This is a genomic window from Mycobacterium sp. (assembly GCF_032162605.1).
GTDB lineage: Bacteria > Actinomycetota > Actinomycetes > Mycobacteriales > Mycobacteriaceae > Mycobacterium.
On sequence record NZ_JAVROT010000407.1, the window covers coordinates 1 to 24,862 of the forward strand.

Here is a 24,862-nt window from a genome sequence, read left to right on the forward strand (position 1 = left end):
GCCAGCCCCCGCACGGCCGTCGACTTCGCTGTGCCCTTTTCGCCGCGGATCAACACGCCGCCGATCTCGGGCCGCACGGCGCACAGGATGAGCGCCAGCCGCAGCCGGTCCTGCCCGACGAGGGCGCTGAACGGATACGGAACCGGGTAGGTCGGCGTGGGAGGAGACGAAGTCATGCGGGCTCAGCCCACGCCGCGGAGTCCGGCGCGCAACATCGGGATGTGGGGAATCCCGTCGTCGAGGAACTCGTCGCCGTCGCGGACGAAACCGTGCTTGGAGTACATTTCCTCCAGGTAGGTCTGCGCGTTGATGCGGCAGGGGTCGTCACCGACCTCGGCGAGCGCGGCCTGCATGATGCGACTGGTATGGCCATGACCACGCTCGCTGCGCTTGGTGCACACCCGTCCGATGCGAAAGACCTTCTCGCCGCCCGGATGTTCCTCCATCAGGCGCAGCGTCGCGATGACGTTGCCATCGGGATCCTCCAACCAGAAGTGCCGTGTCTCGGCCAGCAGGTCGCGACCGTCCAACTCCGGGTACGGGGTGGCCTGCTCGACGACGAAGACCTCGACGCGCAGCTTCAACAGCTCATAGAGCGTCGAGGCATCGAGGTCCTTGGCCCAGCTTCGCCGCGGCGCGACCGTCATACGGGGACCGCGGGTACGTCCGTTGCCTTCTGGTCGAGCTTGAGCACCTTCGTGCCCCACGCCCACACTTCCTCGAACAGCTTGGGCTCGCTGGACAACTCGGTGCCGAACGACGGCACCATCTCCTTGAGCTTGGGCTGCCAGGCCGGCAAGCGGTCGGCGAAGCAACGTTCCATGACCTCGAGCATCGCAGGCACGGCGGTCGAGGCCCCCGGCGACGCGCCAAGCAGTCCCGCGATGCTGCCGTCGGCCGCCGAGAGCACCGTGGTGCCGAACTCCAGCACGCCACCGGCGCCCTTGCGCCGGATCACCTGCACCCGCTGGCCGGCGACGTCGAGTTCCCAGTCGGAATCCACGGCGCCGGGAGCGAATTCGCGTAACGCGTCGACCCGGTCGCCCTCGCTGAGCCGAAGCTGGCCGACCAGATACTTGACCAGGCTCAGCTCGGTGAGACCGACACCGAGCATCGAGGCCAAATTGTTGGGTTTGATCGAGAACGGCAGGTCGGTCACCTTGCCCTGTTTGAGGAATTTCGGCGACCAGCCGGCGAACGGACCGAACAAGAGCCAGGACTTGCCATTGATCACGCGGGTGTCCAAGTGCGGCACCGACATCGGCGGTGCGCCGAGCGGCGGTGCACCGTACACCTTGGCCTGGTGTGCGGCCGCCAGCACGGGGTTGCCGGTGCGCAGGAACTCGCCGCCGACCGGGAAGCCGCCGAATCCCTTGGCCTCCGCAATGCCGGACTTCTGCAGCAGCGACAGGGCGCCGCCGCCCGCGCCGACAAAGACGAACTTCGCGTTGATCTTGCGCGTCTGCCGCGTGCGACGGTTGGTGACCTTCAGCGTCCAGCTGCCGTCGGATTCCTTGTGCAGGTTGCGCACGTCGTGACCGAACAGCGTCGTCATCCCGCGCTGGGCGGCGTACCCGATCAGCTGCCGGGTGAGGGAACCGAAGTCGACGTCGGTGCCGTCCTGGGTCCAGTTCAGCGCTACCGGCTCGGAGAAGTCCCGCTTGGCGGCCATCAGCGGTAGCCGGCGGGCGAACTCGTCGTCGTCGTCGATGTACTCCATCGACGCGAAGAGCCGGTTCTCGACGAGCGTCTCGCGACGGCGCTTGAGATAGTCGAGGTTCTCCGCGCCGTGCACGAAGCTCACGTGAGGGATGGGGTTGAGGAAGCTGCGCACGTCCGGCAGGACACCGTTCTCCACCGAGTGGGCCCAGAACTGCCGCGACACCTGGAACTGTTCGTTGACCTGGACGGCCTTGCTGATCTCGACCGTCCCGTCAGGGCGCTGCGGGGTGTAGTTCAACTCACACAGCGCGGAGTGCCCGGTACCCGCGTTGTTCCACGGATCGCTGCTCTCGGCGGCGGCACCGTCGAGTCGCTCGATGAGCGTGATGGACCAGTCGGGCTCCATCAGCTTCAACAGAGTCGCCAGCGTCGCACTCATGATGCCGGCGCCCACCAGCACGACGTCGGTCTTAGCTACCTCAGACACCTGATCCTTGACCCTTCGTGGTCGCACACCCGCTCGTCACGGCCTTGCTGTGTCACCAGGTTATCCCGTGGTACCGGCCCGCAATCGCTCGGCCGACATCCTGGCCACGTGCCTCCGCTCGTACGCCACGCCCGCCTAGAGTGGGGCCGTGACACCGAAGGAACCTGGCGGGGCGCCCGCATGGGAACCCGACGTGCTGCCCGGCTATTGGCAGCTAACAGTGCCCCTCGGCCGCGATCCGCATGGTGAGGGTCAGCTGGTGGCCACGCTGGTGCGCCGCGGCGACGGCCTCCGTGGCAGGCACGCGGTGCTGGCGCTGCACGGCTACACCGATTACTTCTTCAACACCGAGTTGGCGGACCACTTCGCCGAACGCGGGTTCACCTTCTACGCGCTGGACCTGCACAAGTGCGGTAGATCGCGCCGGCAGGGGCAGACTCCGCACTTCACCACGGATCTGGCGAGCTACGACGTGGAACTGGATTGCGCACTCGCCGTCATCGCGGCCGACGGCGACGGTCGCGAACCGGTCGAGGTCTGTGTGTACGGCCACTCGGCGGGCGGGTTGATCGTCGCGCTGTGGCTGGACCGCCTGCGGCGCCGGGGAGCGGTGTCGCCCGTCCGCGGACTAGTGCTCAACAGTCCGTTCTTCGACTTGCAGGGGCCGGCAATCCTGCGTACCGCGCCGACGTCGGCCGCGCTGATCGCCCTGGCCCGGTTGCGCAAGCTGCACGTCATCCGCAAGCCCACGCTCGGCGGCTACGGCAGCAGCCTGCACCGTGACTACGCCGGCGAGTTCGACTACGACCTCGACCTGAAGCCGCTGGGCGGATTCCCGATCACCTTCGGCTGGATCAACGCGATCCGCAGGGGCCAGGCCAGGCTGCACCGGGGGCTCGACGTCGGCGTTCCGAGCCTCCTGCTGCGCTCGGATCACAGTGTTCTCGAAACGCCCGACCCGGAGTCGATTCAGCGCGGCGACGCCGTGCTGGACGTCAAGCAGATCGCCCGGTGGGCGGGTTGTGTGGGCAACCGCCAGACGATCGCGCCGATCACCGACGCCAAGCACGACGTGTTCCTGTCGCTGGCCGAGCCGCGCGCAGTGGCCTACCTCGAATTGGGCCGCTGGCTCGATGATTACCTCAGCTCTGAATCACGGAGCGGCACAACACACTTCGGACGGGGCTAGCTGCGTGGAACACTTCGATCTGGCAATCATCGGCACCGGTTCGGGCAACAGCATCCCCGACGAGCGCTACGCCGACAAGAAGATCGCGATCTGCGAGCAGGGCGTCTTCGGCGGCACGTGCCTGAACGTCGGCTGCATCCCCACCAAGATGTTCGTCTATGCGTCCGAGGTCGCCAACGGCGTGACGCACGCATCGCGGTACGGCGTGGACGCGCACGTCGACGGAATCCGGTGGCAGGACATCGTGTCCCGGGTGTTCGGCCGCATCGACCCGATCGCCCAGGACGGTGAACGGTACAAGCGCTCGCTGCCCAACGTCACCGTGTACGGCAGTCACACCAGGTTCAGCTGTGTGTCGGCCGACGGCAGATACCTGCTCCGCACCGATGCCGGTGACGAGTTCAGCGCGGATCAGGTGGCGATCGCCGCGGGGTCGCGGATCAACGTGCCACCTGCGATCGACGAGTGCGGCGTCGAGTACTACACCAGCGACACGGTCATGCGGATGGACGCGCTGCCGGAGCACATGGTCATCGTCGGTGGCGGTTTCGTCGCTGCCGAGTTCGCACACATCTTCTCCGCGTTGGGCGTTCGGATCACCATCGTCGTACGCGGCAGCTCCCTGCTGACGCACTGCGACGCCGCGGTGTGCGAGAAGTTCACCAAGATCGCTGGTGACAAGTGGCATCTGCGCACTCACCGCAACGTGGTCGGCGCCAACACCGACGAGTCGGGAACCGAGCTGGTTCTGGACAATGGCTCGACCGTGCGGGCCGACGCCCTCCTGGTCGCCACGGGCCGGATACCGAACGGCGATCTGCTCGATGCCGAGCTCGCCGGAGTCGCCGTCGAGGACGGTCGCGTCATCGTGGACGAATTTCAAAGAACCTCGGCGCATGGTGTTTTCGCGCTCGGTGACGTGTCGTCGGAATATCAGCTCAAACACGTCGCCAACCACGAAATGCGGGTGGTGCAACACAACTTGCTGTGCGACTGGGACGACACCGCGTCCATGCAGGCCTCCGATCACCGGTACGTGCCGTCGGCCGTCTTCACCGATCCGCAGATCGCCATGGTCGGCATGACCGAGGACGAGGCGAGGGCAGCGGGTTTCGACGTGGTCAGCAAGGTGCAGCGCTACGGCGACACCGCTTACGGCTGGGCCATGGAGGACCAGCACGGAGTCGCGAAGCTGATCGGCGACCGCGCGACGGGCAAGATCCTGGGCGCACACGTCATGGGCCACCAGGCATCGTCGATCATCCAGCCGATCATTCAGGCCATGAGCTTCGGCCAGACCGCGAAAGAGGTTGCCCAGGGCCAGTACTGGATCCATCCCGCACTACCCGAGGTCATCGAGAACGCACTACTGGGCCTGGTCGACTAGCCCTGATCGGTGGAGCGATCCCAGCGTTCCTCGACCCGGCCGAACCGCCAGACCGCGAGCGCGCCCAACCAGACCACGACGAAGATCCCGACGATCACGAATCCGACGGACCCGAGGTCGGCAGAACCGATGACGGCCAGCGGCCCCGACTCGATCCCGAGACGGTCGACGAGCAGTCCGACGAGCACGATGACGCCGATCACCAGGGCGACGAACACCGAAAGCACGGTGACGGTGAGGTTGTAGTAGACCTTGCGGATCGGCTTGAGGAACGCCCATCCGTAGGCGCGTGCCATGAAGATCCCGTCGGCCGCGTCGAAGAGGCTCATGCCTGCTGCGAAGAGGACCGGCAGTACCAGCACGGCGTACCACGGCAGCGTGAATGCGGCGGTGCCCGCCGCGAGCACCAACAACGCCACCTGCGTCGCGGTGTCGAAGCCGAGACCCATCAGCAGTCCCACCGGGTAGAGGTGCGACGGCTTGCTGACTCGTTTCATCACCCGGCCGAGCAGCCTCGCGAGGAAGCCACGACTGTTCAGCTGGCGTTCCAGCTCGGCCTCGTCGAAATCACCCGTGCGCATGCCGCGGAACACCTTCGCGATGCCGACCACCGCGAACAGGTTCGTCAGGCCGATCAGGATGAGGAAGGTGCCCGCTACCAGGGAACCGATCAGGCCGAGTGTCTGCAACATCGGGGAATTCTCGTCCTGGACCGGGCCGACCAGCGCCTTGACGCCCAGAGCCAACAGGAACGCCAGCCCGAAGACGACGCTGGAATGGCCGAGAGAGAACCAGAACCCAGCCGAAAGCGATCGCTTTCCCTCGCCGACGAGCTTTCGGGTGGTGTTGTCGATGACCGCGATGTGGTCGGCGTCGAAGGCGTGCCGTACCCCGAGGAGGTAGGCGGTCACGCCGAGGCCAACGCCGAACACGCCCGTCGACCCGAGCGTGATGTGCTGCGGAGCCACGCCGAACACCAGGACTCCCCAGCCGAAGAGGTGCAGGAACAGCACCACGGCGCCGAGGCCGGCGATCGTCAGCCAGTCAGTGCGGTCGAGGCGAGTGACGAGGTTCGGCTTCTGCGGCGAATCCGGTGACGCACTGACGACCACGTGCCCTCCAAGCGCTGGAAAAGATGTGACTCGACACTATGTCGCCGTCAGTCATCTGTCTAGCTGTTCAGATGGGCAGGTCGATACCTAGCCGTGCGCAGCGCCGATCCAGTGCAGCAGGTCGTGCACGATGTGGTCTTCCAACCGATAGCTCGCCGCGCGTCCGACCCGGGTCGAACTCACCCAGCCCTGCTGCCTCAGCACCCTAAGTGCTTGTGAGACGGAGTTTTCCGATCGTGCCACTACCGCGGCGAGGTCGCCCACGCAGATGCCGGGCGCCCGGTGTAGGCACAGCAGGATCTCGAGCCTGTTGGGGTCCGACAGCAGGTCGAAGCGTTGCGTCCAGCCGTGGATGTCGACGTCGGCGAGCGCCGACGACGCGTGTCGCACCACCGCCTCGCCGCCGGGCTCCATGTGTGCAATTTAGTCCATGGGTGGGCGGTGGGAGGGTGGTGTTGGTCCATGGGTGGGCGGTGGGAGGATGGTGTTAGTCCAGGAAGCCGTGCAATAGGGCCGCGGAGCCCCATATGTGTGCGGTCATCGTCGCGGCAGCGCGCTCGCCGTCGCCGGCGAGGATCGCGATCACGATCGCTTCGTGCTGCTCGTCGGAGTGCGCGATGTTGCGGGACAGCAGCGGGATGTGGTCGAGCAGCTCGTTGAGCCGCATCCGGTTCTCGGCGACCAACGGCACCAGCGACGGCGCACCGGCGGCCTCGGCGATGGCCAGATGCAGGCGCGAGTCCAGCCTGCGGTAGTCCTCCGGTGCCGCTGCGTGGGCGTCGGTGAGTCTGCTCCACAGCGTCTCCCGATCGACCGCGGTCAGCGTCCGGCCCGCCGCCATCCGGGCTGCCCCCACCTCGAGGATCTCGCGCAGCCGCAGCGCGTCGTCGATGTCGGCACGGCTGAAGCGTGGCCCGTCGGCGCTGGGGGCGGGCAGGTCCTCGGCCAGGAACGTGCCGCCGTACCGACCCCGCCGCGACACCAGATAGCCGGCATCGGAAAGCGACTTGATGGCCTCGCGAACCGTGTCGCGACTGACGCCGAGCCGGGCGGCCAGCTCTCGCTCGGGTGGCAGTGACTCACCGGGCTCGAGCACACCGAGTCGAATGGTCTCGAGCAACCGGCCGACGGTGTCCTCGAAGGCGTTGCCGAGCCGCACCGGACGCAGCAGCGTCTCGCTGGCGGGCTGCGGATCCGGTTCGGCCGGAACCGTCTCCCGGGTCGCTTCGCTCCTGCCCTCCGGAACCATCTCGCCCTTACAGCGGCGTGACGTAGTGGCCGCTGATGCCCCCGTCGACCAGGAAGGTCGACGCGGTGATGAACGAGGCATCGTCACTGGCGAGGAACGCGACCGCCGCGGCGAGTTCCTCGGGCTCGGCGAAGCGCCCGACCGGAACGTGCACCAGCCGTCGCGCCGCCCGCTCTGGATCCTTCGCGAAGAGCTCCTGCAGCAAAGGCGTGTTCACGGGCCCGGGGCACAGGGCATTGACGCGGATGCCTTGCCGGGCGTACTGGACGCCGAGCTCGCGCGAGATTGCCAGCACCCCGCCCTTGGATGCGGTGTAGGAGATCTGCGAGGTCGCCGACCCCATCACCGCGACGAACGACGCGGTGTTGATGATCGACCCCTTCTGCGCAGGCACCATGTGGCGGAGTGCGGCCTTGCAGCAGAAGAACACCGACTTGAGGTTGATGTCCTGCACCCGGTCCCACGCGTCGACGCCGGTGGTCTCGATCAAGTCGTCCTCCGGCGGGCTGATGCCCGCGTTGTTGAAGGCGATGTCGACCGAGCCGTGAGCGTCGGCGGCGGTGTCGAACAGATTGTCCACGGCAGCCTGATCCGAAACGTCGACCTGAACGAAGGTGCCATTCAGGTCGTCGGCGACGCTCTTGCCCGTGGCCGGGTCGATGTCGCCGATCACGATCGTGGCGCCCTCGGCCCTCATCCGCTTGGCCGTCGCGAGCCCGATGCCGCTGGCGCCGCCGGTGATGACCGCGACCTTGCCTGCGAGCCGCTGGGTCAGATCCATCTAGATTTCTCCAATCGCAAAGAAGACGTTCTTGGTTTCCGTGAACTGCAGCGGCGCGTCGGGGCCCAACTCGCGGCCCAGACCCGATTGCTTGAATCCGCCGAACGGGGTGTTGTACCGGACAGACGAGTGCGAGTTCACCGACAGATTGCCGGAGTCGACGGCACGCGAGACCCTCAGCGCCCGCGACAGGTTGTCGGTCCAGATCGACCCGGACAGTCCGTAAGGGGAATCGTTGGCGAGCTCGATCGCGTCGGCCTCGTCGGCGAACGGCAGCACGGTGACGACTGGGCCGAAAATCTCCTCGGTGACCGCACGATCGGTCCGCTGCGGGGTGAGAACCGTTGGCGGGAACCAGTATCCGGGTCCCGTTGGCGCAGAGCCGCGGAAGGCTACGGGAGCGTCGTCGGGGACGTAGGACGCGACGGTGTCGAAGTGCAGGCGCGACACCAGCGGCCCCATCTCACTTTCTCGCGATGCGGGATCGCCGACCACGAGGCCCTTCACCGCCGGCTCCAGCAACTCCATGAACTTGTCGTAGACGTTGCGCTGAACCAGGATTCGACTACGGGCGCAGCAGTCCTGTCCGGCGTTGTCGAATACGCCGTACGGTGCGGTGGCCGCGGCCTTCTCCAGGTCACAGTCATCGAAGACTATGTTGGCGCTCTTGCCACCGAGCTCCAGGGTCACCCGTTTCACCTGCGCGGCTGCGCCTGCCATCACCTTGACACCCACCTCGGTGGAGCCCGTGAAGACGATCTTGCGGACGTCGGGGTGACTGATGAAGCGCTCCCCCACCACCGAGCCCTTACCGGGCAGTACCTGGAACAGTCCGTCGGGCAACCCGGCCTCGCGACCGAGTTCTGCCAGCCGCATGGTGGTCAGCGGGGTGATCTCGGCGGGCTTGACCACTACGGCGTTCCCTGCGGCCAGCGCCGGTACGAAACCCCACGACGCGATGGTCATCGGGAAGTTCCACGGAGCGATCACGGCGACGACGCCGAGCGGCTCGTGGAACGTGACGTCCAGGCCACCGGCGACGGGAATCTGCTTGCCGGACATGCGCTCCGGGCTGGCCGAGTAGAACTGCAACACGTCGCGGACGTGTCCTGCCTCCCACTCGGCGTTACCGATCACGTGCCCGGAGTTGGCCACCTCCAGCGCCGCCAGCTCGTCGACGTGGGCATCCACCTGTGCGGCGAACGACCGCAACGCACCGGCCCGTTCGGCGGGCGCCAGCTTGGCCCACTGCTTCTGTGCGGACTTCGCACGAGCCACCGCGTCGTCGACCGCGGGGACGTCGAGCTGCTCGACGGTGCGCAGCACCTCCTCAGTCGCGGGATTGATCAGTGTCGACGTGCTCACGCTGTGTTCCTTTCCTGGGTCGCTTCGCCCTTGGACGTTGAGTAAGCCGCTGCGGCCTGGACCACACCGGAGAAGAGCCGCAGATCGTCGAGTCGTTCCTCGGGGTGCCACTGCACGGCAAGCACGAAGGCGTCTGTCCCATCTCCCGTCGCCCCGCTCGCCCCGGAAGGCACCTCGACGCCTTCGATCACCCCGTCGGTATCCCACGCCGTGGCGATCAAGCCGTCGCCGAGCTCGGCGATGGCCTGGTGGTGGTAGCACTGGGCGTCGGTGGCTTCCCCGACCAGAGCGGCCAGGCGGGTCCCCGGCACCGTCTTGATCGACGAGGTGTTGAAGACGGCGTTTCCCAGTTGGTGCTGGTAGTGGCCGACCACCTCGGGAAGGTGCTGATGCAGGGTGCCCCCGAGCGCGACGTTGAGAACCTGAGCGCCGCGGCAGATGCCGAGCAAGGGCAGTCCGCGTGCCAATGCCCCACGCACCAAGGCGAATTCCCACGCGTCCCGGTCCCGCGCCGGTTCATCGGTCTTCGGATGCGGAGCCTGGCCGTAGGCTGCGGGGTCGACGTCGCGCCCGCCGGTGATCACCAGGCCGTCCAGACCGTCGAGGACGCGCCCGACGATCTCGTCGTCCACCGGCTGCGGCGGCAGCAAGGTGGCGATGCCCCCCGACCGTGTAACGCCCTCGACGTAGATCGCGGGCAGGAAGCTGGCCCGGACGTCCCACACCCCGGTCTGGGCCTGCTGAAGGTAAGTGGTGAGCCCAATCACTGGCCGAGCAGAATTACAGTCGTTCGAAACCACGTCGCCTCTCCCAGTCGGTGACCGCAGAATTGAATGCCGTCAGCTCGACCCTGGCATTGTTGAGGTAGTGCTCGACGACCTCGTCGCCGAACGCCTCGCGCGCCACCGTCGACTCAGCGAACAACGCCGCCGCTTCGGCCAGCGTGGTCGGGAGTCGTTCCGCGCCACTGGTATATGCGTTGCCCGCGCATGCGTCGGGCAACTCGAGCTGCTGATCGATGCCGTGCAGACCCCCTGCGATCAACGCGGACACGGCGAGGTACTGGTTGACGTCGCCGCCTGGCGCCCGGCACTCCATCCGCATGCCGTGCCCGTGGCCGACGACGCGCAGCGCGCAGGTGCGGTTGTCCATCCCCCATGCGACGGCGGTCGGCGCGAAGCTCCCGTCCACGAACCGCTTGTAGGAGTTGATGTTCGGTGCGTAGAAGAGCGTCAGCTCACGCAGTGTGGCCAGCTGGCCCGCGATGAAGCTGCGGAACATCGGCGACATGCCGTCCGGGGCATCGTCGTCGGCGAACACGGCCGATCCGTCGACGCCGCGGAACGAGAGGTGGATGTGACAGCTGTTGCCTTCGCGCTCGTCGTATTTCGCCATGAACGTGAGGCTCTTGCCGTGATGATCGGCGATTTCCTTCGCGCCGTTCTTGTAGATCGTGTGGTTGTCACAGGTGACCAGCGCGTCGTCGTAGCGGAACCCGATCTCCTGCTGACCGAGGTTGCACTCGCCCTTGACGCCCTCGCAGTACAGACCGGCGCCCTCCATGCCGACGCGGATGTCGCGCAACAGCGGCTCCATCCGGGTCGAGGCCAGCATCGCGTAGTCGATGTTGTAGTCGGTCGCGGGAGTCAGGTTGCGGTAGTCGGACTTCCAGGCGTCGCGGTAGGTGTCGTCGAACACCATGAACTCGAGTTCGGTGGCGGCCACCGCGCCCATGCCCCGTTCGGCGAGCCGGTCGAGTTGTGAGCGCAGGATGCTGCGCGGCGCAGGAACCACCGGGCTGCCGTCGTGCCAGCCGAGGTCGGCCATCACCAGGGCGGTGGCAGGTAGCCACGGCAGAAGCCGCAGCGTCGAGAAGTCCGGCGTCATCACCATGTCGCCGTAGCCGGCCTCCCAGCTCGACATCGCGTATCCGTCGACGGTGTTCATGTCGACGTCGACGGCGAGCAGATAGTTGCAGCACTCGGCTCCGTGCGCCATGACGTCGTCGACGAACAGCCGGGCCGAGATCCGTTTGCCCGTCAGCCTGCCCTGCATGTCGGTGAAGGCCACGATGACGGTGTCGATCTCGCCTGCCGCCACCATATGCTCCAGTTCGGACTGCTGGAGGATGCCCTTTCGAGCGCTTCCCTTAGTCACGTTCCCTGCCTCTCAGACCGACGAACATGGCTCGAAGTCAACCATTGGATTCACACCACCGGGCAATCCCGTCACAGATTTACACAGCCGTCACTGCCAAAGGTAGGACACCAGACCATTGTCACTCTATTGTCCCTACTCAGTGAGCGCTCTTTCATGCGCCTGCCCCGAGAAGGAGAACGCCGTGCCAGAGGGTCAAGATCTGTCGGAGCTGAGTGACGACGAGAAACACCTCGCGAGCCTCGGCTACACGCAGGAGCTGAACCGCTCCTGGTCCGGCTTCAGCAACTTCGCCATCTCCTTCTCGATCATCTCGATCCTCGCGGGTTGCTTCACCTCGTTCGGCCTGGGCTGGAACAACGGCGGCCCAGCCGCGATCGCCTGGGGCTGGCCCATCGTCTCGGCCTTCATCCTCATCATCGGGCTGTGCATGTCCGAGCTGGTGTCCGCCTACCCCACCTCGGGCGGTATCTACTGGTGGGCGAGCAAACTCGGCGGCGCGAAGGCCGGCTTCTACACCGGCTGGCTGAACTTGATCGGGCTGATCGCCATCCTGGCGTCGGTGTCCTACGGCTGCGCGACGTTCCTCGATCTGACGCTCGGCACGTTCAGTGAGACCTGGCTCGCCGGTTACAGCTTGACCAGGACGTTCATCATCTTCATCGTCATCCTGGCGGCGTCGGCGACCATCAACATCTTCTCTAGTCACCTGCTGGCTGTCATCAACAACGTCTCGGTGTGGTGGCACGTGGCCGGTGCCGCGATCGTCATCGGGATCCTGGTCCTGATCCCCGAGCAGCACGCCAGCCTCAGTGACGTGTTCGCCAAGACGATCAACAACAGCGGCATGTTCGGCGGCTCCACGTCCGGTATCGGCTGGCTGCTGTTCGTACTGCCGATCTCGGCGATCCTCACCCAGTACACGATCACCGGCTACGACGCCTCGGCACACTTGTCCGAGGAGACCAAGAGCGCGGCCGACGGTGCGGCCAAGGGGATCTGGCGGTCGATCTTCTACTCCGCGATCGGCGGCTGGATCCTGCTGCTCACCTTCCTGTTCGCCGTCAACGACTCCGACGCGGTGTCGGCCAGTGGCGGTGCCGTCGTGACGATCTTCACCCAAGCGATGGACTCCAAGTGGGTCGCCATCGTGCTGCTGATCTCGACCGCCGGTCAGTTCTTCTGCACCACGGCCTGCCAGACCAGTGCGTCGCGGATGCTGTTCGCGTTCAGCCGCGACCGCGCAGTGCCAGGACATCAGCTGTGGTCGAAGGTCAGCAAGAACAGGATTCCCGCGAACGGAGTCCTGGTCACCGCGCTGCTCGCGGCGATCATCACGCTGCCCGCGCTGGTCCAGGTCGACATCAACGGCGCACCGGTCCCGGTCGCGTTCTTCGCGGTGGTGTCCATCGGCGTGGTGGGGCTCTACCTGTGCTTCGCCGTGCCGATCTACTTCCGCTGGAAGGCGGGCGACTCCTTCCCGGTGGGCAAGTGGAACCTTCGCGGACACCACAAGTGGATGGCGCCCGTCGCGCTCGTCGAGATCATCGTCACCTCGATCATCGCCATGTTCCCCACCTCGCTGGGTGGCATGCCGTGGGACCCGAGCTTCGAGTGGAAGTTCGTCAACTACACCCCGCTGCTCGTCGGCGGCGTGTTTATCCTGCTGTACGTCTACTGGCACGTGTCGGTGAAGAAGTGGTTCACCGGTCCGATCAAGCAGGTCGAAGTGAAGGAACCCGCATAACGCGAGCGCCCGGTTCGTGTGCGGTTCGCGAATGAGTCTCTAACCGAACAGTTCGCGCACGTCCGACGCGGTCATCACCGACCCGAACACCTCGCCCTCGTCGACCACCGCGGTGAAGAGTTCCCGCTTGCGTTCCTGCAGCGCGACCACCTTCTCCTCGATGGTGCCCTGAGAGACCAGCCGATAGACGGTGACCGGCCGCGTCTGACCGATGCGATGGGTCCGGTCGACGGCCTGAGCCTCGGCTGCCGGATTCCACCACGGGTCGCAGACGAAGCAGTAGTCGGCTTCTGTCAGGTTGAGCCCGAAGCCGCCGGCCTTGAGGCTGATCAGGAACACCTGGTTGGTGCCTGCCTTGAAGCTGCCGATCGCGGCGTCACGCTGACGGGAACTCGACGACCCGTCCAGATAGCTGTAGTTCACTCCGACCGCGTCCAACTGAGAACGCAAGATGTCGAGGAATCCAGTGAACTGGCTGAAGACCAACGCGCTGTGGCCTTCAGCGACCAACTCGGGCAGTTGCACGACCAGGAAGTCAACCTTCGCCGCGCCGACGTCAGCCTTCGACTCGTCGACCAATCCGGCGTGGAGGCTGAGCTGACGTAGCAGCGTCAACGACCGGAAGATCTGAAATCGATTCTTCTCCCATTCGCCGAGTAGCCCCAAGACCTTCTGGCGTTCGCGGGCCATCCGGGTGTCGTAGATCTTCCGGTGTTTGGCACCGAGGTCGAGCAGGAGCACCTGTTCCTGTTTGGGTGGCAGTTCTCCTGCGACCTGGCCCTTGGTACGCCGCAGCATCACCGGCTTGATCCGGCGGCGCAGCACGGACAGCCGTTCCTTGTTGCTGCCAGACTCGATCGGCTTGCGGAAGTGGTTGGTGAACGCCTTGGGTGACGGGAACAGGCCCGGTGCGGTGATCGACAGCAATGACCACAACTCCATCAGATTGTTCTCCATCGGCGTGCCGGTGATGGCCAGTTTGAATTGGGCCTCGAGCCTGCGCGCGCACTGGTGAGTCTTGCTCGTGTGGTTCTTGACGAACTGGGCTTCATCGAGAATGACTCCTGCCCAATCGATCCCGGCATACGCCTCGAAGTCGATGCGCAGCAGGGCATAGGAGGTGACGACGATGTCGGCGGCCGCTGACTGTTCCGCCAGAGAGGTGCCCGACCGGGCCTCGGTACTGGTGACGGCTACCGCAGTCAGCCCGGGGGTGAATTTGCGGCACTCAGCGACCCAGTTGGTCACCACGCTGGTCGGCGCCACCACGAGGAATCGCCGGGAGCCCTGTTCAGCGACGCGGGCTATCAGGGCGAGGGTCTGCACCGTCTTGCCAAGACCCATGTCGTCGGCGAGCACGCCGCCAAGTTCGTTGTCCCACAGGAACGAAAGCCAATTCAGGCCGTCGCGCTGGTAGTCGCGAAGCGTGGCATCCAGACTCTCGGGCACGTCGACCGGTACCGGCGGCCGCGCCGCGCTGAGCCGCGCAAGACCTTCCTGCCATCTTGTCAACTGCTTGTCGACGACGCCTAGAGCCAGCAGTTCCTCCCACAACGTGACGTTGTGCGACCCCGCGTTGACCTTGCCGCCCTCGATCTCACCGAGCGCGCGAGCCTCCTCGATCAGTTCCCGCAGGCGTAATAGTTCCGGGGTGTCGAGGCGGAAGTAGACACCGCTGGGCAGCAGCATATGTGTTGCACCCGAAGCTAATTCGGCGATGACCGCCGCGATGGAGACTTGCTGCCCGTCGATCTGTACGGAGATGCTCAGGTCGAACCAGTCGTTGCGCACCGGCTCCCCGTCACCGCTGCTGAACTCCAGCTGTGGAGCGCTGTCGGCGGCGCGGAAATTGGGTGCGCTGCGGTCCAACTCGATCGTGAAGGCCCCGCGGCAGTCCAGTTGCGGCAGGATCTCACCGCAGAGAACCGCTGCCTCGACCATTGTGAGGTCGACGCCTGAGCGCAGCGTCGTCAGCGACGCCACCGCAGCCGCGCCTGCCGCATCATGGGATTCGCCGATTGCGACGAGTTCGTCGATGACGCCGATGCTGGTGACCCGGCGCATCGCCGACCGGATGTGTTGTGCGGCCTGCTGCTTCCAGATGCGCGACGCAGCCGCGACTGCTCGTAGGGCAGGGGTGACGTCTCCCCAGGCGAGAACCTCCGCCGCCGCGTCGCGATAGCCCTGCCGCTGGGCAGGAGAATCGGGATCGAAGTCGTGGTGTTGGTCGTTGACTTCGTAACGAGTGCTCCAGAACGCATGGACATCGTCCGCGCCGAGCGTCAGCGTGAGCACCGGCATGGGCCCATTGATGGTGGGCGGGCTGAACAGTCCATCCTCGATGTCCACCTGGGCGAGGTCGACCAACCGTGGAAGGACGTCCAGCGAGAATTCGGCGACCGTGTCAGCGGGAATGTGCACGCATTCGTTGCGAGCGACCAGATCGAGCGTCGTCTTTGCGGGCACCGGGTCGAACCGGCCCAGTCGCAGAATGCCGTCGACGACCTCGTACATCCCGTGTGGCGCGGGTGATCCGATGAGGCCCACGCGACTTGGATCACAACGCTCACCGTCGACGATCAGCGCCACCGACATCGTGGCGCCGCCGGCGTCGTCGGAGGTGAAGTCGAGACGCAACTGCGCGCTCTTGATGAAGTCGACGGCCTGCAGACCACTTTCGCCGTCGGTGACGATGGTGATTCCGGCTTCCAGTGCGTCGTCCAGCCGCGACCAGAACGCTGGTGGCACATAGCCGATCGTCATCACGTCGCTGATCGAGACGATGCCGGACCTCTGCACGTCGGCGACGAGCGCGCGGAGGACGTCGTACTGGCGGCGGTCGTACTCGCCGGCGGCCGCGTGGTACGCCAGCCGTTGCCAGTTCAGGCCGGTCTTGATCCAGGTGCCGCGCTTGCCGATGGTGACGGGACGCAGCGCGATCTCGGTGCCGGGGCGGTACCGGTTGGGTGACGCGACGGAGAACTCCAGACCGATCGGCGAGGTGTGTTCGCCATCAGGAGGCGCCAGCTCGTCCAGCATTTTGGTCAGGACAGTGCGCCAGCGGTCGGGCGGCGGTGGGTGGGCCGAGGAGGCGGTCAGCAGGAGCGCGACCGCGTGTTTGCAGTAGGCCCCCACCGGACACGTGCAGTCGACCGATCCGAGAATGAGGTCGTCGCCGATGCGCTCGAAGCCAACGGTGACCCAGTACAGGTTGTTGCCGGAACCGGAACAGAAACCGGTGAGTTCGAGCCCGTCATCGCTCCACGCAGTGTCGCGGGCGCGGCCCAGATTGGCATATCTGGTACCACGCGTGACCGTCGCGGCATCGAAGTCGGCGAGCAGCTCACCGGTGTTGATGACGAAGCTCCTGCGCGACACCATGGACGAAGGATAGGGACGCACGCCGACAACGTCCGAGGCTCGGTTGGCGTGTCGCCTTCGACGCGTCGCTACCAGGTGCTGGTTCGGAGCACGATCTCAGCGGCCAACTGGGCGGTGGACTCATGGGCGCTGCGCCGCCCCAGCAACTCGACCATGCGGAAGTCGCCGTAGACATAGCGCTGGCTGGCCCTGGCGACGTTGCGCGCTGCGGGTGTGCTGACCAGCGCCGTCGTGTTCACCTCCACGGGCGGGCAGTGCTCGTCGCGGATGACGCCTGCTTGATCGGGGACACGTGGGTGACCACGGTCGACCACGACCAAGCCGATGAACCGGTCCAGCCGGGTGGCGGCCAGCTCCCACGCCAACTCACCGCCGACGCGGTCGCCGACCAAAAGGGCCCAGCGCACGCCGACGGTGTCGAGGATGCCGACGACGGACTTCGCGCTCAGCCGCGGGTCGGGAGCGATGATGACGGTCCGCAGTGACGCGGTGTGCAGGCGCTGACAGACTGCGTCGTAGGCAGAGGGGCCTTGATGCGCGGCCCCGAGCAGGACGACGACCGACCCCTTCTCGGGGCCTGACACGTCGACGGTCGCCGGGAACCCGTCGACGGTGAGCACAGTCGATGGCATTGCGCCACGCTACAGGGATAGATGATGTTCAGTGCTGGTTTTGATGGGCTTGCAATACAACGCCCGGCGTCAGTGCAGCCGCTCGGCCTGCTTCGCGGTGACGTCCAGAAACGTCTGCGGCAGCATCCCTTTGACGGCGATCGACGGTGCAGGGGTGGGGAACGCGATCGCGAACATCGCCGCGTCCCCGATGTTCTCGAACGTGAAGTACACGCTGCTCTTGGTCCCCTGCAACTGCATCGTCTGCTGATACACCAGCGAGTCCGGACGCACTGATTCCAGCTTGGTGGTGGTGATCGGGATCGGCGCGGACGCCTTGTCGAAGTACGTCAGGTACAGCGCGCAACGCGCCGCGGTGGTGGCCAGCTGGTCCAGGTCCAACGAAGACGTCAGGACCGTCATGACGATCCGCGCACCGTCGTAGGCCACTACGTACTTCGCTGCGCTACCGGGTCCGCGCTGGGCCGAGGCGGCGATCACCCGGGTCAGACCGTCCGAGCAGCCCTCCGGCTGAGAGGGCATCGCCGGCGGGCCGCCCTGGCCGCCGGGTTCTCCTGGTTGCTCGGTGATGCGCCCGAACTCCACGCCGGGAGGAAAGTCGGCCGCGGTCAGCAGGGTGTCGTTCAACCGTGCGCCCGGCCAGGTGGGGGTGCCCTCGACGACGCAGCCGGACAGTGCGATGGCCGCACCCGCAACCACGACGAGGACCCGCCACGCCCTGCCCATCAATGAAGGCTACCGAAGCTGGACCACGCTGGGTCGATGTCTGTGCCGTCATCCACCCCACGAGGTCGGTTACGTCTGCAGTGCGGAGGAGATCGTCGGACGTGCCGGTGCGCCATTCTCCAGCAGGTCCATGACGGCGGCGACGTCGAGATGCGCCGCCAGCAGGTCGGCCATCACGTCGAGTTGCGCATCGCGACGGGCGGTGACGTCCACGTCGTCGGCGACGACGAAACCGTGCCTGCCGGCAGCGGCAGCCGCCTCCGTCAACCACCGGCGTCGCACGTCGTCGTTGTCGAGCAGCCCGTGCCAGTGCGTGCCATACACGGGGCCACGACGAAGGCCGACGTCCAGCCAGGAGCCGTCCGTGTGCCTGGTCACCCGACCGTGGTGGATCTCGTACCCCCGCAACGGAGCATCCCAGTGCTTCAGAATCTTGGTGGGCTCGAACACGATGTCGGCGTCCAGAAGTCCGAGGCCCTCGACGTGCCGCTCCCCCGACTCCACCGCATCGTCGATGGTCCGGCACAGCATCTGGAAACCACCGCAGATTCCGAGCACGGCTCGACCGGACGCGGCATGCGCCACGACGCCGTCGGCCAGACCGCGGTCCCGCAGCCACGCCAGGTCCGAGACTGTCGCCTTGCTACCGGGCAGGACCACGACGTCCGCGTCGGCGAGGTCGGCGAGGTCGGTCACCCACCGGACCAACACTCCCGGCTCGCACGCCAACGCCTCGACGTCGGTGGAGTTCGAGATGCGCGGCAGTCGGATCGCGGCCACCCTGAGCGAGTCCCTGCCTCGCGCGGGCTGCGGGACCCCCACGATCCGGTGGGACTGCACGGACAGCGAGTCCTCCGCGTCGAGCCAGAGTCCGTCGTCGTACGGGATTACGCCGTAGGTGGGCCGCCCGGTGAGCAGCTCCAGTTGGTCGAGCCCCGGCTTGAGCAAGGCGGGGTCGCCGCGGAACTTGTTGACCACGAAGCCCGCAATGAGGCGCTGATCGTCGGGCTCCAGCACGGCAACGGTCCCGAACAGATGCGCCAGCAACCCGCCGCGGTCGACGTCACCGACGACGATGACCGGCAGGTCGGCCGTCCGCGCCAGGCCCATGTTGGCCAGATCGGTTGCGCGCAGGTTGATCTCTGCGGGTGAGCCCGCTCCCTCGCAGATGACCGCATCGAAGTCGCTTCGCAGCGAGCTCAGTTCATCGTGCACCACCGCGGCGAGCGCAGTCCGGTGCTGGAAGTAGTCACCCGCGGCAACCGTGCCCTCGACCTGGCCCCTGACCACCAATTGGGAGGTCCGGTCGCCGCCGGGTTTGAGCAGAATCGGGTTGAATCGGATGCTGGGCGTCAGGCCTGCCGCGCGGGCCTGCATCGCCTGGGCCCGCCCGATCTCCCCGCCTTCGACGGTGACCGCGGAGTTGTTGGACATGTTCTGCGCCTTGAACGGCGCCACCCGAATACCCTTACGCGCCAAAAGGCGACACAGACCGGCCACCACCATCGACTTGCCAGCGTCCGAGGTGGTGCCTGCGACCAACAAAGCGCGGGACGTGCTCACTCCGCCAGGGTCAGGATCTCGGCGCCGTCGTCGGTGATCACCAGGGTGTGCTCGAATTGCGCGGTCCACTTCTTGTCCGTGGTGGCAACCGTCCAACCGTCGTCCCAGATCTCGTAGTCCAGCGCCCCGAGATTGATCATCGGTTCGATGGTGAACGTCATACCCGGCTCCAGCACCGTGTCGATGGCAGGCTGGTCGTAGTGCAGCACCACCAGACCATTGTGGAACGTGGTGCCGATGCCGTGACCGGTGAAGTCACGAACGACGTTGTAGCCGAACCTGTTTGCGTATGCCTCGATGACACGCCCGACCACCGACAGCTGACGGCCGGGCTTGCAGGCCTTGATCGCGCGCATCGTCGCCTCGTGGGTGCGCTCGACGAGCAGCCGGTACTCCTCGGAGACGTCGCCCGCCAGATAGGTCGCATTGGTGTCCCCGTGCACGCCGTCGATATAGGCGGTGACGTCGATGTTGACGATGTCTCCGTCCTGCACGACGGTCGAGTCGGGGATGCCGTGGCAGATGATCTCGTTGAGCGACGTGCAGCAGGACTTCGGAAATCCCTTGTAGCCCAGCGTCGACGGGTACGCGCCGTGATCGATCATGTAGTCGTGTGCGATCCGGTCGAGTTCGTCGGTGGTGACACCCGGCGCCACGGCCTTGCCCGCCTCGGCCAGTGCGTTGGCCGCGATGCGCCCCGCGACCCGCAGCCTGTCGATGACGTCCGGCGTCTGCACCCATGGTTCGGTGCCCTCGCGCACGGTCGGCTTCCATGCGTATTCGGGGCGTGGGATCGACTTGGGCACCGGCAACGACGGGGACACCTCGCCGGGGCGAAGTGCGGTGCGAACTTCCATCCTGCCAGCGTAACTGCTACTGCGCCTCAGTCGCCGACCCGTCACCCTGCGGCACAGCACCGTGAGAATGATCCTCTCTTTCTAGGAGAGGAGTGATACCGTTCGGCGGGTGACCGAACGCGAACACCTGCTGAACCAGATGGGCATGCACGATCTCGAAGACTCGGCCGAGCGCCTGGTCATCGAGATGGACAACCGGCCCGACCTGGTCAACATCCGCGGTGCCATTCAGGGCGGTGGTCGCCACCCTGGTCGACATCGGGGCAGGGCGATCGGCGGGCAACGTCGCCGGGCCGGGCCGGGACGTCACCACCGCGGACATGAACGTGCACTTCCTGGCGCCAATCGTGCAGGGTCCGGCCCGCGCCGAGGCCACCGTCGTGCGGGCGGGCAGGCGATTGATCGTGACGTCCGTCGACGTCTTCGACGCAGGCCGGGATCGCCTGGCTGCCAGGGCGACGCTGACGTTCGCCGTTCTCGAACGCCGATGAGCGCTTGCGCGAAGAGCAGACCGACCCGCTAACCGCGGCGCAACAACGACTTCCGCGGCCCGCGGATGTCGACCGAGCCGCAGACGCTGCGACCGGTGAGGATCACGTGCGGCGTGCCCTCTGCCGGGGCGTCCTTGCGATGGTCGCGGGCGCTTCCGACGACCACCTCGACGTCGTCGATCGATGCGCTGGCGCCGTCCGGCAGCCGAATGTCGACGGAGCCGAACTTCACGTCGAGTTCGATCACTACGATCGGCCCGGCGAAGCGGGCCCGGGTGAGGTCGAGGTCGATGGAACCCATCCGTCGCACCAACGACAGCCGGGTCGGCACGATCCATTCGCCTTGACGCTTCAGCGAGCCCAGCACGCCGCGCAACTCGACCCGGTCGGTGGCGGTCGTGACGATCGCACCCGGGCCGGGTAGGTCCTCGACCAACGCGGCGAGCTCGGTGTGCAGCCGGGCCTGCGACACGGCGCCCGAACGCTCGTCGAACTCGTCGATGTCGATGAGTCCGAGCGCCACCGCGTTGTGCAGGCGGCGCAACGTTCCGTTGCGGTCGGCGTCCGAAATGCGCAGGACTGCGGCCTCTACGCCGAGTTCCGAGCCGATACCCGAGTTGATGCTGGTCATTGCCACCCTCCTGCGAACCAGGTTACTCAGGCGAGGTAGTCGGGGGGCATCCCGCCAAGCATGTCCTTGCACATCCGCACGGCGTATTCGGAGCTGCCACCGCCGACGATCAGGGCCGCGAACGCGAGATCACCGCGGTAACCGGCGAACCAGGCGTGCGAGCCGCCGTCGAACTCGGCCTCACCCGTCTTGCCGCGGACGTCGCCGCTACCGTTGAGCTCCTTGGCGGTGCCGTTCGTCACCACCAGCTGCATCATCGGTCGCAGCCCGTCGAGCATCTTCGGCGTGATGGACGGGGTGTCACCCGCCGCCACTTCGGTGTGGCGGCCTTCGATCAACTGCGGCACGGGAGTCTTGCCCGCCGCGACCGTCGCCGCGGCAAGCGCCATTCCGAACGGCGTGACGAGCACCTTGCCCTGGCCGAAGCCGTCCTCGGTGCGCTCAGCGAGGTTCACGGTCGGAGGCACGGACCCGGTCACCGTCGTGATGCCGTCGACGACGAAGTCGGTGCCGATGCCGTACTGCGCGGCCGCGGTCGTCAGGCCCCTCGGCGGCATTCTGCTCGCCAGCTCGGCGAACGTCGTGTTGCACGAGCTCGCGAATGCCCGTGACATCGGCACCGTCCCCAGATCGAATCCGCCGTAGTTGGGGATCGACCGCTGGCCGATGTCGACGTGGCCGGGACAGCCGAGAAGCGTGTTGGGCGTTGCCATGTCGCGGTCGATCGCAGCTCCGGCCGTGACGATCTTGAACGTCGACCCCGGTGGATAGAGGCCCGTGGTGGCCGCGGGCCCATCCGCGTCGGCGGCGGCATTCTGCGCGACGGCCAGGATCTCGCCGGTCGACGGCTTGATCGCCACGATCATCGCCTTCTTGCCGACCATGTTGACCGCATCCTGAGCGGCGTCCTGAACGGCGCGGTCGAGGCTGATGGTCACCGAAGGGGCAGGCGCCCCTGGTGTCTCGTCGAGTACGTCGACGTCGGCGCCGTTCTGGTTGACGCTGACCACCCGCCAGCCCGCCTGGCCGTCGAGCTCGTCGACGACTGATTTCTTAACCTGGTTGACGATGTCGGGGGCGAAGCGGTCGTCGGTCGGTAAGAGTTCGGCGCGCGGTGTGATGACGACGCCGGGCCGGTTGCCGATCGCGGCGGCCACCGCGTCACGGTCGGACTGACGCAGCGTGATGAGATCCAGTGGCCGCGGCGACGAGCTGGCGGTCTCGGCGAGTCGTTGGGCATCCATGGTCGGGTCGAACGGCCGGAGCGCATCGGCGACGGCGGTGGCCGTCGGCATGAGGTCGGCCCCTGCCGCCTTCGCGTCGAGCGAATAGTTGTACAGGTATCCGGGCACCAGGACGTCGCTGCCGCCGCGCTCGTTGACCGAAGCCCGTGGCGGTGCGTCGGCGCGCAAGGCGAACGTTTGATTCTCGCCGAGGTTCGGGTGTAATCCCGTTGCGCTCCAACGAACTTCCCAGTGTCCCTCGTCGCGGACCATGTTGAGTTGACCGTCGTAGGTCCAGGTTCGATTCTTGGGCAGGTGCCACGTGTATCGGTAGGCGATGCTGCCAGTGTCCTCCGCGTACTTGGAGCCGAGGATTTGCGCATCGAACTTGGTGGCCTGCAGGCCCGCCCATGCTTCGTTGAGTGCTGCTCGCGCCGCGGTGGGCTTGTCACTCAGGTCGGCGGCGGCGCCGCTGTCCCCCCGGGCCAGCGCGGTGAAGAACGCCGTCGCCACCGGTTCGGGACCATTGGGCTTGGGGGTGCACGCACTGAGTCCGCCGACGGCCGCCACCACGGCGAGGACCGTCAAGAGACCAGTGACCCGTGATGCGGATGAGGTTTGTGATGCCATTGGGGCTGATGTTAGAAGCGCCACTGCCGCAAGACGGGGAGGCGCACCGAGACCGGATCCGGCGGGCTGGAGCATAGCGACCGGGGAATGTGCTCGTGATCAGTCGAGCAGCACGGTCGCGAAGGTGCCCACCTGGGCGAACCCGATCCGTGCGTACGTCGCTCGCGCGACCGTGTTGTAGCCGTTGACGTACAGGCTCGCAACGCGTCCGCTCCGGACGACCGCACCCGCCAGTGCGGCGGTACCTCCGACACCGAGCCCTCTACCCCGCCATTCGGGGTGGACCCACACACCTTGGATCTGGCCTACCGCAGGCGACTGTGACCCAACCTCCGCCTTGAAGACCACCTGGCCATGTTCGAAGCGCGCCCAGGCCCGGCCTGCGGTGATCAGACCGGCGACCCGGCGCCGGTAACCGCGGCCGCCGTCCCCCGCCCGCGGATCGACACCGACCTCACCGATGAACATGTCGACGGCAGCCACCAGGTACGCATCGAGCTCCTCGATGCGCACCGGGCGCACCGCTGGATCGACCGGGGACCGAGGCGCACCGGCCAGCGCCATCAAGGGCTGCTGATCCCGCACGTCACGGGCTGGGCCCCAAGCACTTTCGAGGCGTCGCCACATGGGTAGGACCAGCTCAGCGCGGCCGACCAGCGACGAACACCGGCGCGCGGTGCTCATGGCCTTGTCCGCGAACGCGTCCAGGTCGCCGACGTCACCACGCAGCGGAATCAGATTCGCGCCGGCGAAACACAGCGAGTCGCCGGGGCGGCGGCGCGTCCACATCTCGCCGCCGATCGCCGTCGGATCGACCCCGTGGTCGGCTACCCGCGAAGCGACCATGCACGAACCCACGGCGTCCTCGTCGAGGACGCGGCGCACCATGGCGGCATCGCGCACCACCGTGACCCGTCGCTCGTCGGCGAGGCGAAACAGCGGAGGAGCGGACATCGGGGTCCTTCTAGGGCGGCGATCTCTTCTACGATCTGGCGTGCAAACCTAGAGGGTGACACCCCTCACACGGTCACGTTCAGCTTACGTTCACAACTGGCGCACCGCTTGCATCATTCAAGCCGCGCTCCTCGGCGAGCTTCATCGCCTCCTCGATCAGCGTCTCGACGATCATCTGTTCCGGCACCGTCTTGATCACCTCTCCGCCCACGAAGATCTGGCCCTTGCCGTTGCCCGACGCCACGCCGAGATCAGCCTCGCGAGCCTCGCCGGGGCCGTTCACTACGCAGCCCATGACCGCGACGCGCAGGGGCACGTCCAGACCTTCGAGCCCGGCGGACACCTCGTTGGCCAACGTGTAGACGTCTACCTGCGCGCGCCCACAGGACGGGCACGACACGATCTCCAGCCCACGCGGTCGCAGGTTGAGCGACTCCAGAATCTGGTTGCCGACCTTGATCTCCTCCACCGGTGGTGCCGACAGCGAGACCCGGATCGTGTCACCGATGCCCTTGGACAACAGCGCGCCGAAGGCCACCGCCGACTTGATCGTGCCCTGGAACGCCGGACCGGCCTCGGTGACGCCGAGGTGCAGCGGGTAGTCGCACTGAGCGGCCAGCAACTCGTAGGCCGCGACC

Annotated in this window: 21 protein-coding genes and 2 pseudogenes; 4 read left to right on the top strand and 19 right to left on the bottom strand. The window is 66.5% G+C overall.

Features of this window, described 5'->3' with window-relative positions; translation table 11 throughout:
* From QOI01_RS23010 to mqo, 3 genes and pseudogenes are all read right to left on the bottom strand, one after another.
* Positions 1 to 176 (bottom strand): annotated as a pseudogene (locus QOI01_RS23010) (hypothetical protein); the annotation flags it as partial.
* Positions 177 to 182: 6 nt separating this feature from the next.
* The gene (locus QOI01_RS23015; protein WP_526385048.1) at positions 183 to 647 is read right to left on the bottom strand and encodes a GNAT family N-acetyltransferase; all 465 of its coding nucleotides are present in this window, start codon (positions 645 to 647) and stop codon (positions 183 to 185) included.
* Complete coding sequence (gene mqo, locus QOI01_RS23020) at positions 644 to 2,149, bottom strand: malate dehydrogenase (quinone) (RefSeq protein ID WP_526385050.1); 1,506 nt, start codon at positions 2,147 to 2,149, stop codon at positions 644 to 646. Before mqo ends, QOI01_RS23015 begins: the two co-directional genes overlap by 4 nt.
* Before the next feature lie 148 nt (positions 2,150 to 2,297).
* On the opposite strand from mqo, the gene QOI01_RS23025 reads away from it, so the two are divergent.
* Positions 2,298 to 3,338 (top strand): alpha/beta hydrolase, encoded by a 1,041-nt coding sequence (locus tag QOI01_RS23025; RefSeq protein WP_526385052.1) that lies wholly within the window; start codon positions 2,298 to 2,300, stop codon positions 3,336 to 3,338.
* Positions 3,339 to 3,342: 4 nt separating this feature from the next.
* Entirely contained in the window at positions 3,343 to 4,725 is a 1,383-nt protein-coding gene (mtr, locus tag QOI01_RS23030) for a mycothione reductase (protein WP_526385054.1), read from the top strand.
* Here the strand turns inward: mtr and nicT are convergent.
* The 7 genes from nicT to QOI01_RS23065 all read right to left on the bottom strand — a co-directional run bounded on the left by nicT (position 4,722) and on the right by QOI01_RS23065 (position 11,335).
* Positions 4,722 to 5,837, bottom strand: a complete 1,116-nt coding sequence (nicT, locus tag QOI01_RS23035) for a Nickel transporter NicT (RefSeq protein ID WP_526385056.1) — start codon at positions 5,835 to 5,837, stop codon at positions 4,722 to 4,724. The genes mtr and nicT overlap by 4 nt on opposite strands.
* An 87-nt stretch (positions 5,838 to 5,924) precedes the next feature.
* Complete coding sequence (locus tag QOI01_RS23040) at positions 5,925 to 6,251, bottom strand: ArsR/SmtB family transcription factor (RefSeq protein ID WP_526385057.1); 327 nt, start codon at positions 6,249 to 6,251, stop codon at positions 5,925 to 5,927.
* A gap of 73 nt (positions 6,252 to 6,324) precedes the next feature.
* Positions 6,325 to 7,086 carry a FadR/GntR family transcriptional regulator gene (locus QOI01_RS23045; protein WP_526385059.1) on the bottom strand — a complete coding sequence of 254 codons (762 nt, stop codon included), beginning with the start codon at positions 7,084 to 7,086 and terminating at the stop codon, positions 6,325 to 6,327.
* Positions 7,087 to 7,093: 7 nt separating this feature from the next.
* The gene (locus QOI01_RS23050) at positions 7,094 to 7,867 is read right to left on the bottom strand and encodes a 3-oxoacyl-ACP reductase (protein WP_526385061.1); all 774 of its coding nucleotides are present in this window, start codon (positions 7,865 to 7,867) and stop codon (positions 7,094 to 7,096) included.
* Positions 7,868 to 9,232 (bottom strand): aldehyde dehydrogenase family protein, encoded by a 1,365-nt coding sequence (locus QOI01_RS23055; RefSeq protein ID WP_526385063.1) that lies wholly within the window; start codon positions 9,230 to 9,232, stop codon positions 7,868 to 7,870. It lies immediately after the preceding gene.
* Positions 9,229 to 9,999, bottom strand: a complete 771-nt coding sequence (locus tag QOI01_RS23060) for a gamma-glutamyl-gamma-aminobutyrate hydrolase family protein (RefSeq protein ID WP_526385065.1) — start codon at positions 9,997 to 9,999, stop codon at positions 9,229 to 9,231. The genes QOI01_RS23055 and QOI01_RS23060 overlap by 4 nt, the downstream gene beginning before the upstream one ends.
* A gap of 13 nt (positions 10,000 to 10,012) precedes the next feature.
* Positions 10,013 to 11,335 (bottom strand): glutamine synthetase family protein, encoded by a 1,323-nt coding sequence (locus tag QOI01_RS23065; protein WP_526385086.1) that lies wholly within the window; start codon positions 11,333 to 11,335, stop codon positions 10,013 to 10,015.
* 238 nt (positions 11,336 to 11,573) lie between these two features.
* Here QOI01_RS23065 and QOI01_RS23070 point away from each other — a divergent pair, with 238 nt between their 5' ends.
* Positions 11,574 to 13,136, top strand: a complete 1,563-nt coding sequence (locus QOI01_RS23070) for an amino acid permease (protein WP_526385067.1) — start codon at positions 11,574 to 11,576, stop codon at positions 13,134 to 13,136.
* Between the two features lie 39 nt (positions 13,137 to 13,175).
* Here QOI01_RS23070 and QOI01_RS23075 read toward each other — a convergent pair whose 3' ends face one another.
* From QOI01_RS23075 to map, 5 genes are all read right to left on the bottom strand, one after another.
* On the bottom strand, positions 13,176 to 16,517 hold the full coding sequence (locus QOI01_RS23075) for a DEAD/DEAH box helicase (protein WP_526385069.1): 3,342 nt from the start codon (positions 16,515 to 16,517) through the stop codon (positions 13,176 to 13,178).
* A 68-nt stretch (positions 16,518 to 16,585) separates the two neighbouring features.
* Positions 16,586 to 17,149: an alpha/beta fold hydrolase gene (locus QOI01_RS23080; protein ID WP_526385071.1), complete on the bottom strand. Its 564-nt coding sequence runs from the start codon at positions 17,147 to 17,149 to the stop codon at positions 16,586 to 16,588.
* A 69-nt stretch (positions 17,150 to 17,218) separates the two neighbouring features.
* Positions 17,219 to 17,875 (bottom strand): hypothetical protein, encoded by a 657-nt coding sequence (locus tag QOI01_RS23085; RefSeq protein ID WP_526385073.1) that lies wholly within the window; start codon positions 17,873 to 17,875, stop codon positions 17,219 to 17,221.
* Between the two features lie 69 nt (positions 17,876 to 17,944).
* Positions 17,945 to 19,438, bottom strand: a complete 1,494-nt coding sequence (locus tag QOI01_RS23090) for a cobyric acid synthase (protein WP_526385074.1) — start codon at positions 19,436 to 19,438, stop codon at positions 17,945 to 17,947.
* Complete coding sequence (gene map / locus QOI01_RS23095; RefSeq protein ID WP_526385076.1) at positions 19,435 to 20,295, bottom strand: type I methionyl aminopeptidase; 861 nt, start codon at positions 20,293 to 20,295, stop codon at positions 19,435 to 19,437. Before map ends, QOI01_RS23090 begins: the two co-directional genes overlap by 4 nt.
* A 139-nt stretch (positions 20,296 to 20,434) precedes the next feature.
* Between map and QOI01_RS23100 the strand changes: the two are divergent.
* Positions 20,435 to 20,786: pseudogene (locus QOI01_RS23100) on the top strand (PaaI family thioesterase).
* A 28-nt stretch (positions 20,787 to 20,814) separates the two neighbouring features.
* Here QOI01_RS23100 and QOI01_RS23105 read toward each other — a convergent pair.
* From QOI01_RS23105 to QOI01_RS23120, 4 genes are all read right to left on the bottom strand, one after another.
* Complete coding sequence (locus QOI01_RS23105; RefSeq protein WP_526385078.1) at positions 20,815 to 21,417, bottom strand: DUF1707 domain-containing protein; 603 nt, start codon at positions 21,415 to 21,417, stop codon at positions 20,815 to 20,817.
* Positions 21,418 to 21,443: 26 nt separating this feature from the next.
* A complete protein-coding gene (locus QOI01_RS23110; RefSeq protein WP_526385080.1) occupies positions 21,444 to 23,270 on the bottom strand; it encodes a penicillin-binding transpeptidase domain-containing protein in 1,827 nt (608 codons plus the stop codon).
* A gap of 99 nt (positions 23,271 to 23,369) precedes the next feature.
* Positions 23,370 to 24,224 (bottom strand): GNAT family N-acetyltransferase, encoded by an 855-nt coding sequence (locus QOI01_RS23115; RefSeq protein WP_526385082.1) that lies wholly within the window; start codon positions 24,222 to 24,224, stop codon positions 23,370 to 23,372.
* A gap of 79 nt (positions 24,225 to 24,303) precedes the next feature.
* Positions 24,304 to 24,862: flavodoxin-dependent (E)-4-hydroxy-3-methylbut-2-enyl-diphosphate synthase (locus QOI01_RS23120; RefSeq protein ID WP_526385084.1), on the bottom strand; the 559-nt coding region annotated here is incomplete at its 5' end.

What these genes read in the sequence shown, in the direction of transcription:
- map (WP_526385076.1), bottom strand. Translation starts at nt 20,295, where the DNA reads ATGGAAGTTCGCACCGCACTTCGCCCCGGCGAGGTGTCCCCGTCGTTG.
- QOI01_RS23105 (WP_526385078.1), bottom strand. Translation starts at nt 21,417, where the DNA reads ATGACCAGCATCAACTCGGGTATCGGCTCGGAACTCGGCGTAGAGGCC.
- QOI01_RS23040 (WP_526385057.1), bottom strand. Translation starts at nt 6,251, where the DNA reads ATGGAGCCCGGCGGCGAGGCGGTGGTGCGACACGCGTCGTCGGCGCTC.
- QOI01_RS23115 (WP_526385082.1), bottom strand. Translation starts at nt 24,224, where the DNA reads ATGTCCGCTCCTCCGCTGTTTCGCCTCGCCGACGAGCGACGGGTCACG.
- QOI01_RS23050 (WP_526385061.1), bottom strand. Translation starts at nt 7,867, where the DNA reads ATGGATCTGACCCAGCGGCTCGCAGGCAAGGTCGCGGTCATCACCGGC.
- QOI01_RS23065 (WP_526385086.1), bottom strand. Translation starts at nt 11,335, where the DNA reads ATGGTGGCGGCAGGCGAGATCGACACCGTCATCGTGGCCTTCACCGAC.
- QOI01_RS23015 (WP_526385048.1), bottom strand. Translation starts at nt 647, where the DNA reads ATGACGGTCGCGCCGCGGCGAAGCTGGGCCAAGGACCTCGATGCCTCG.
- QOI01_RS23080 (WP_526385071.1), bottom strand. Translation starts at nt 17,149, where the DNA reads ATGCCATCGACTGTGCTCACCGTCGACGGGTTCCCGGCGACCGTCGAC.
- QOI01_RS23045 (WP_526385059.1), bottom strand. Translation starts at nt 7,086, where the DNA reads ATGGTTCCGGAGGGCAGGAGCGAAGCGACCCGGGAGACGGTTCCGGCC.
- QOI01_RS23085 (WP_526385073.1), bottom strand. Translation starts at nt 17,875, where the DNA reads ATGGGCAGGGCGTGGCGGGTCCTCGTCGTGGTTGCGGGTGCGGCCATC.
- QOI01_RS23110 (WP_526385080.1), bottom strand. Translation starts at nt 23,270, where the DNA reads ATGGCATCACAAACCTCATCCGCATCACGGGTCACTGGTCTCTTGACG.
- QOI01_RS23075 (WP_526385069.1), bottom strand. Translation starts at nt 16,517, where the DNA reads ATGGTGTCGCGCAGGAGCTTCGTCATCAACACCGGTGAGCTGCTCGCC.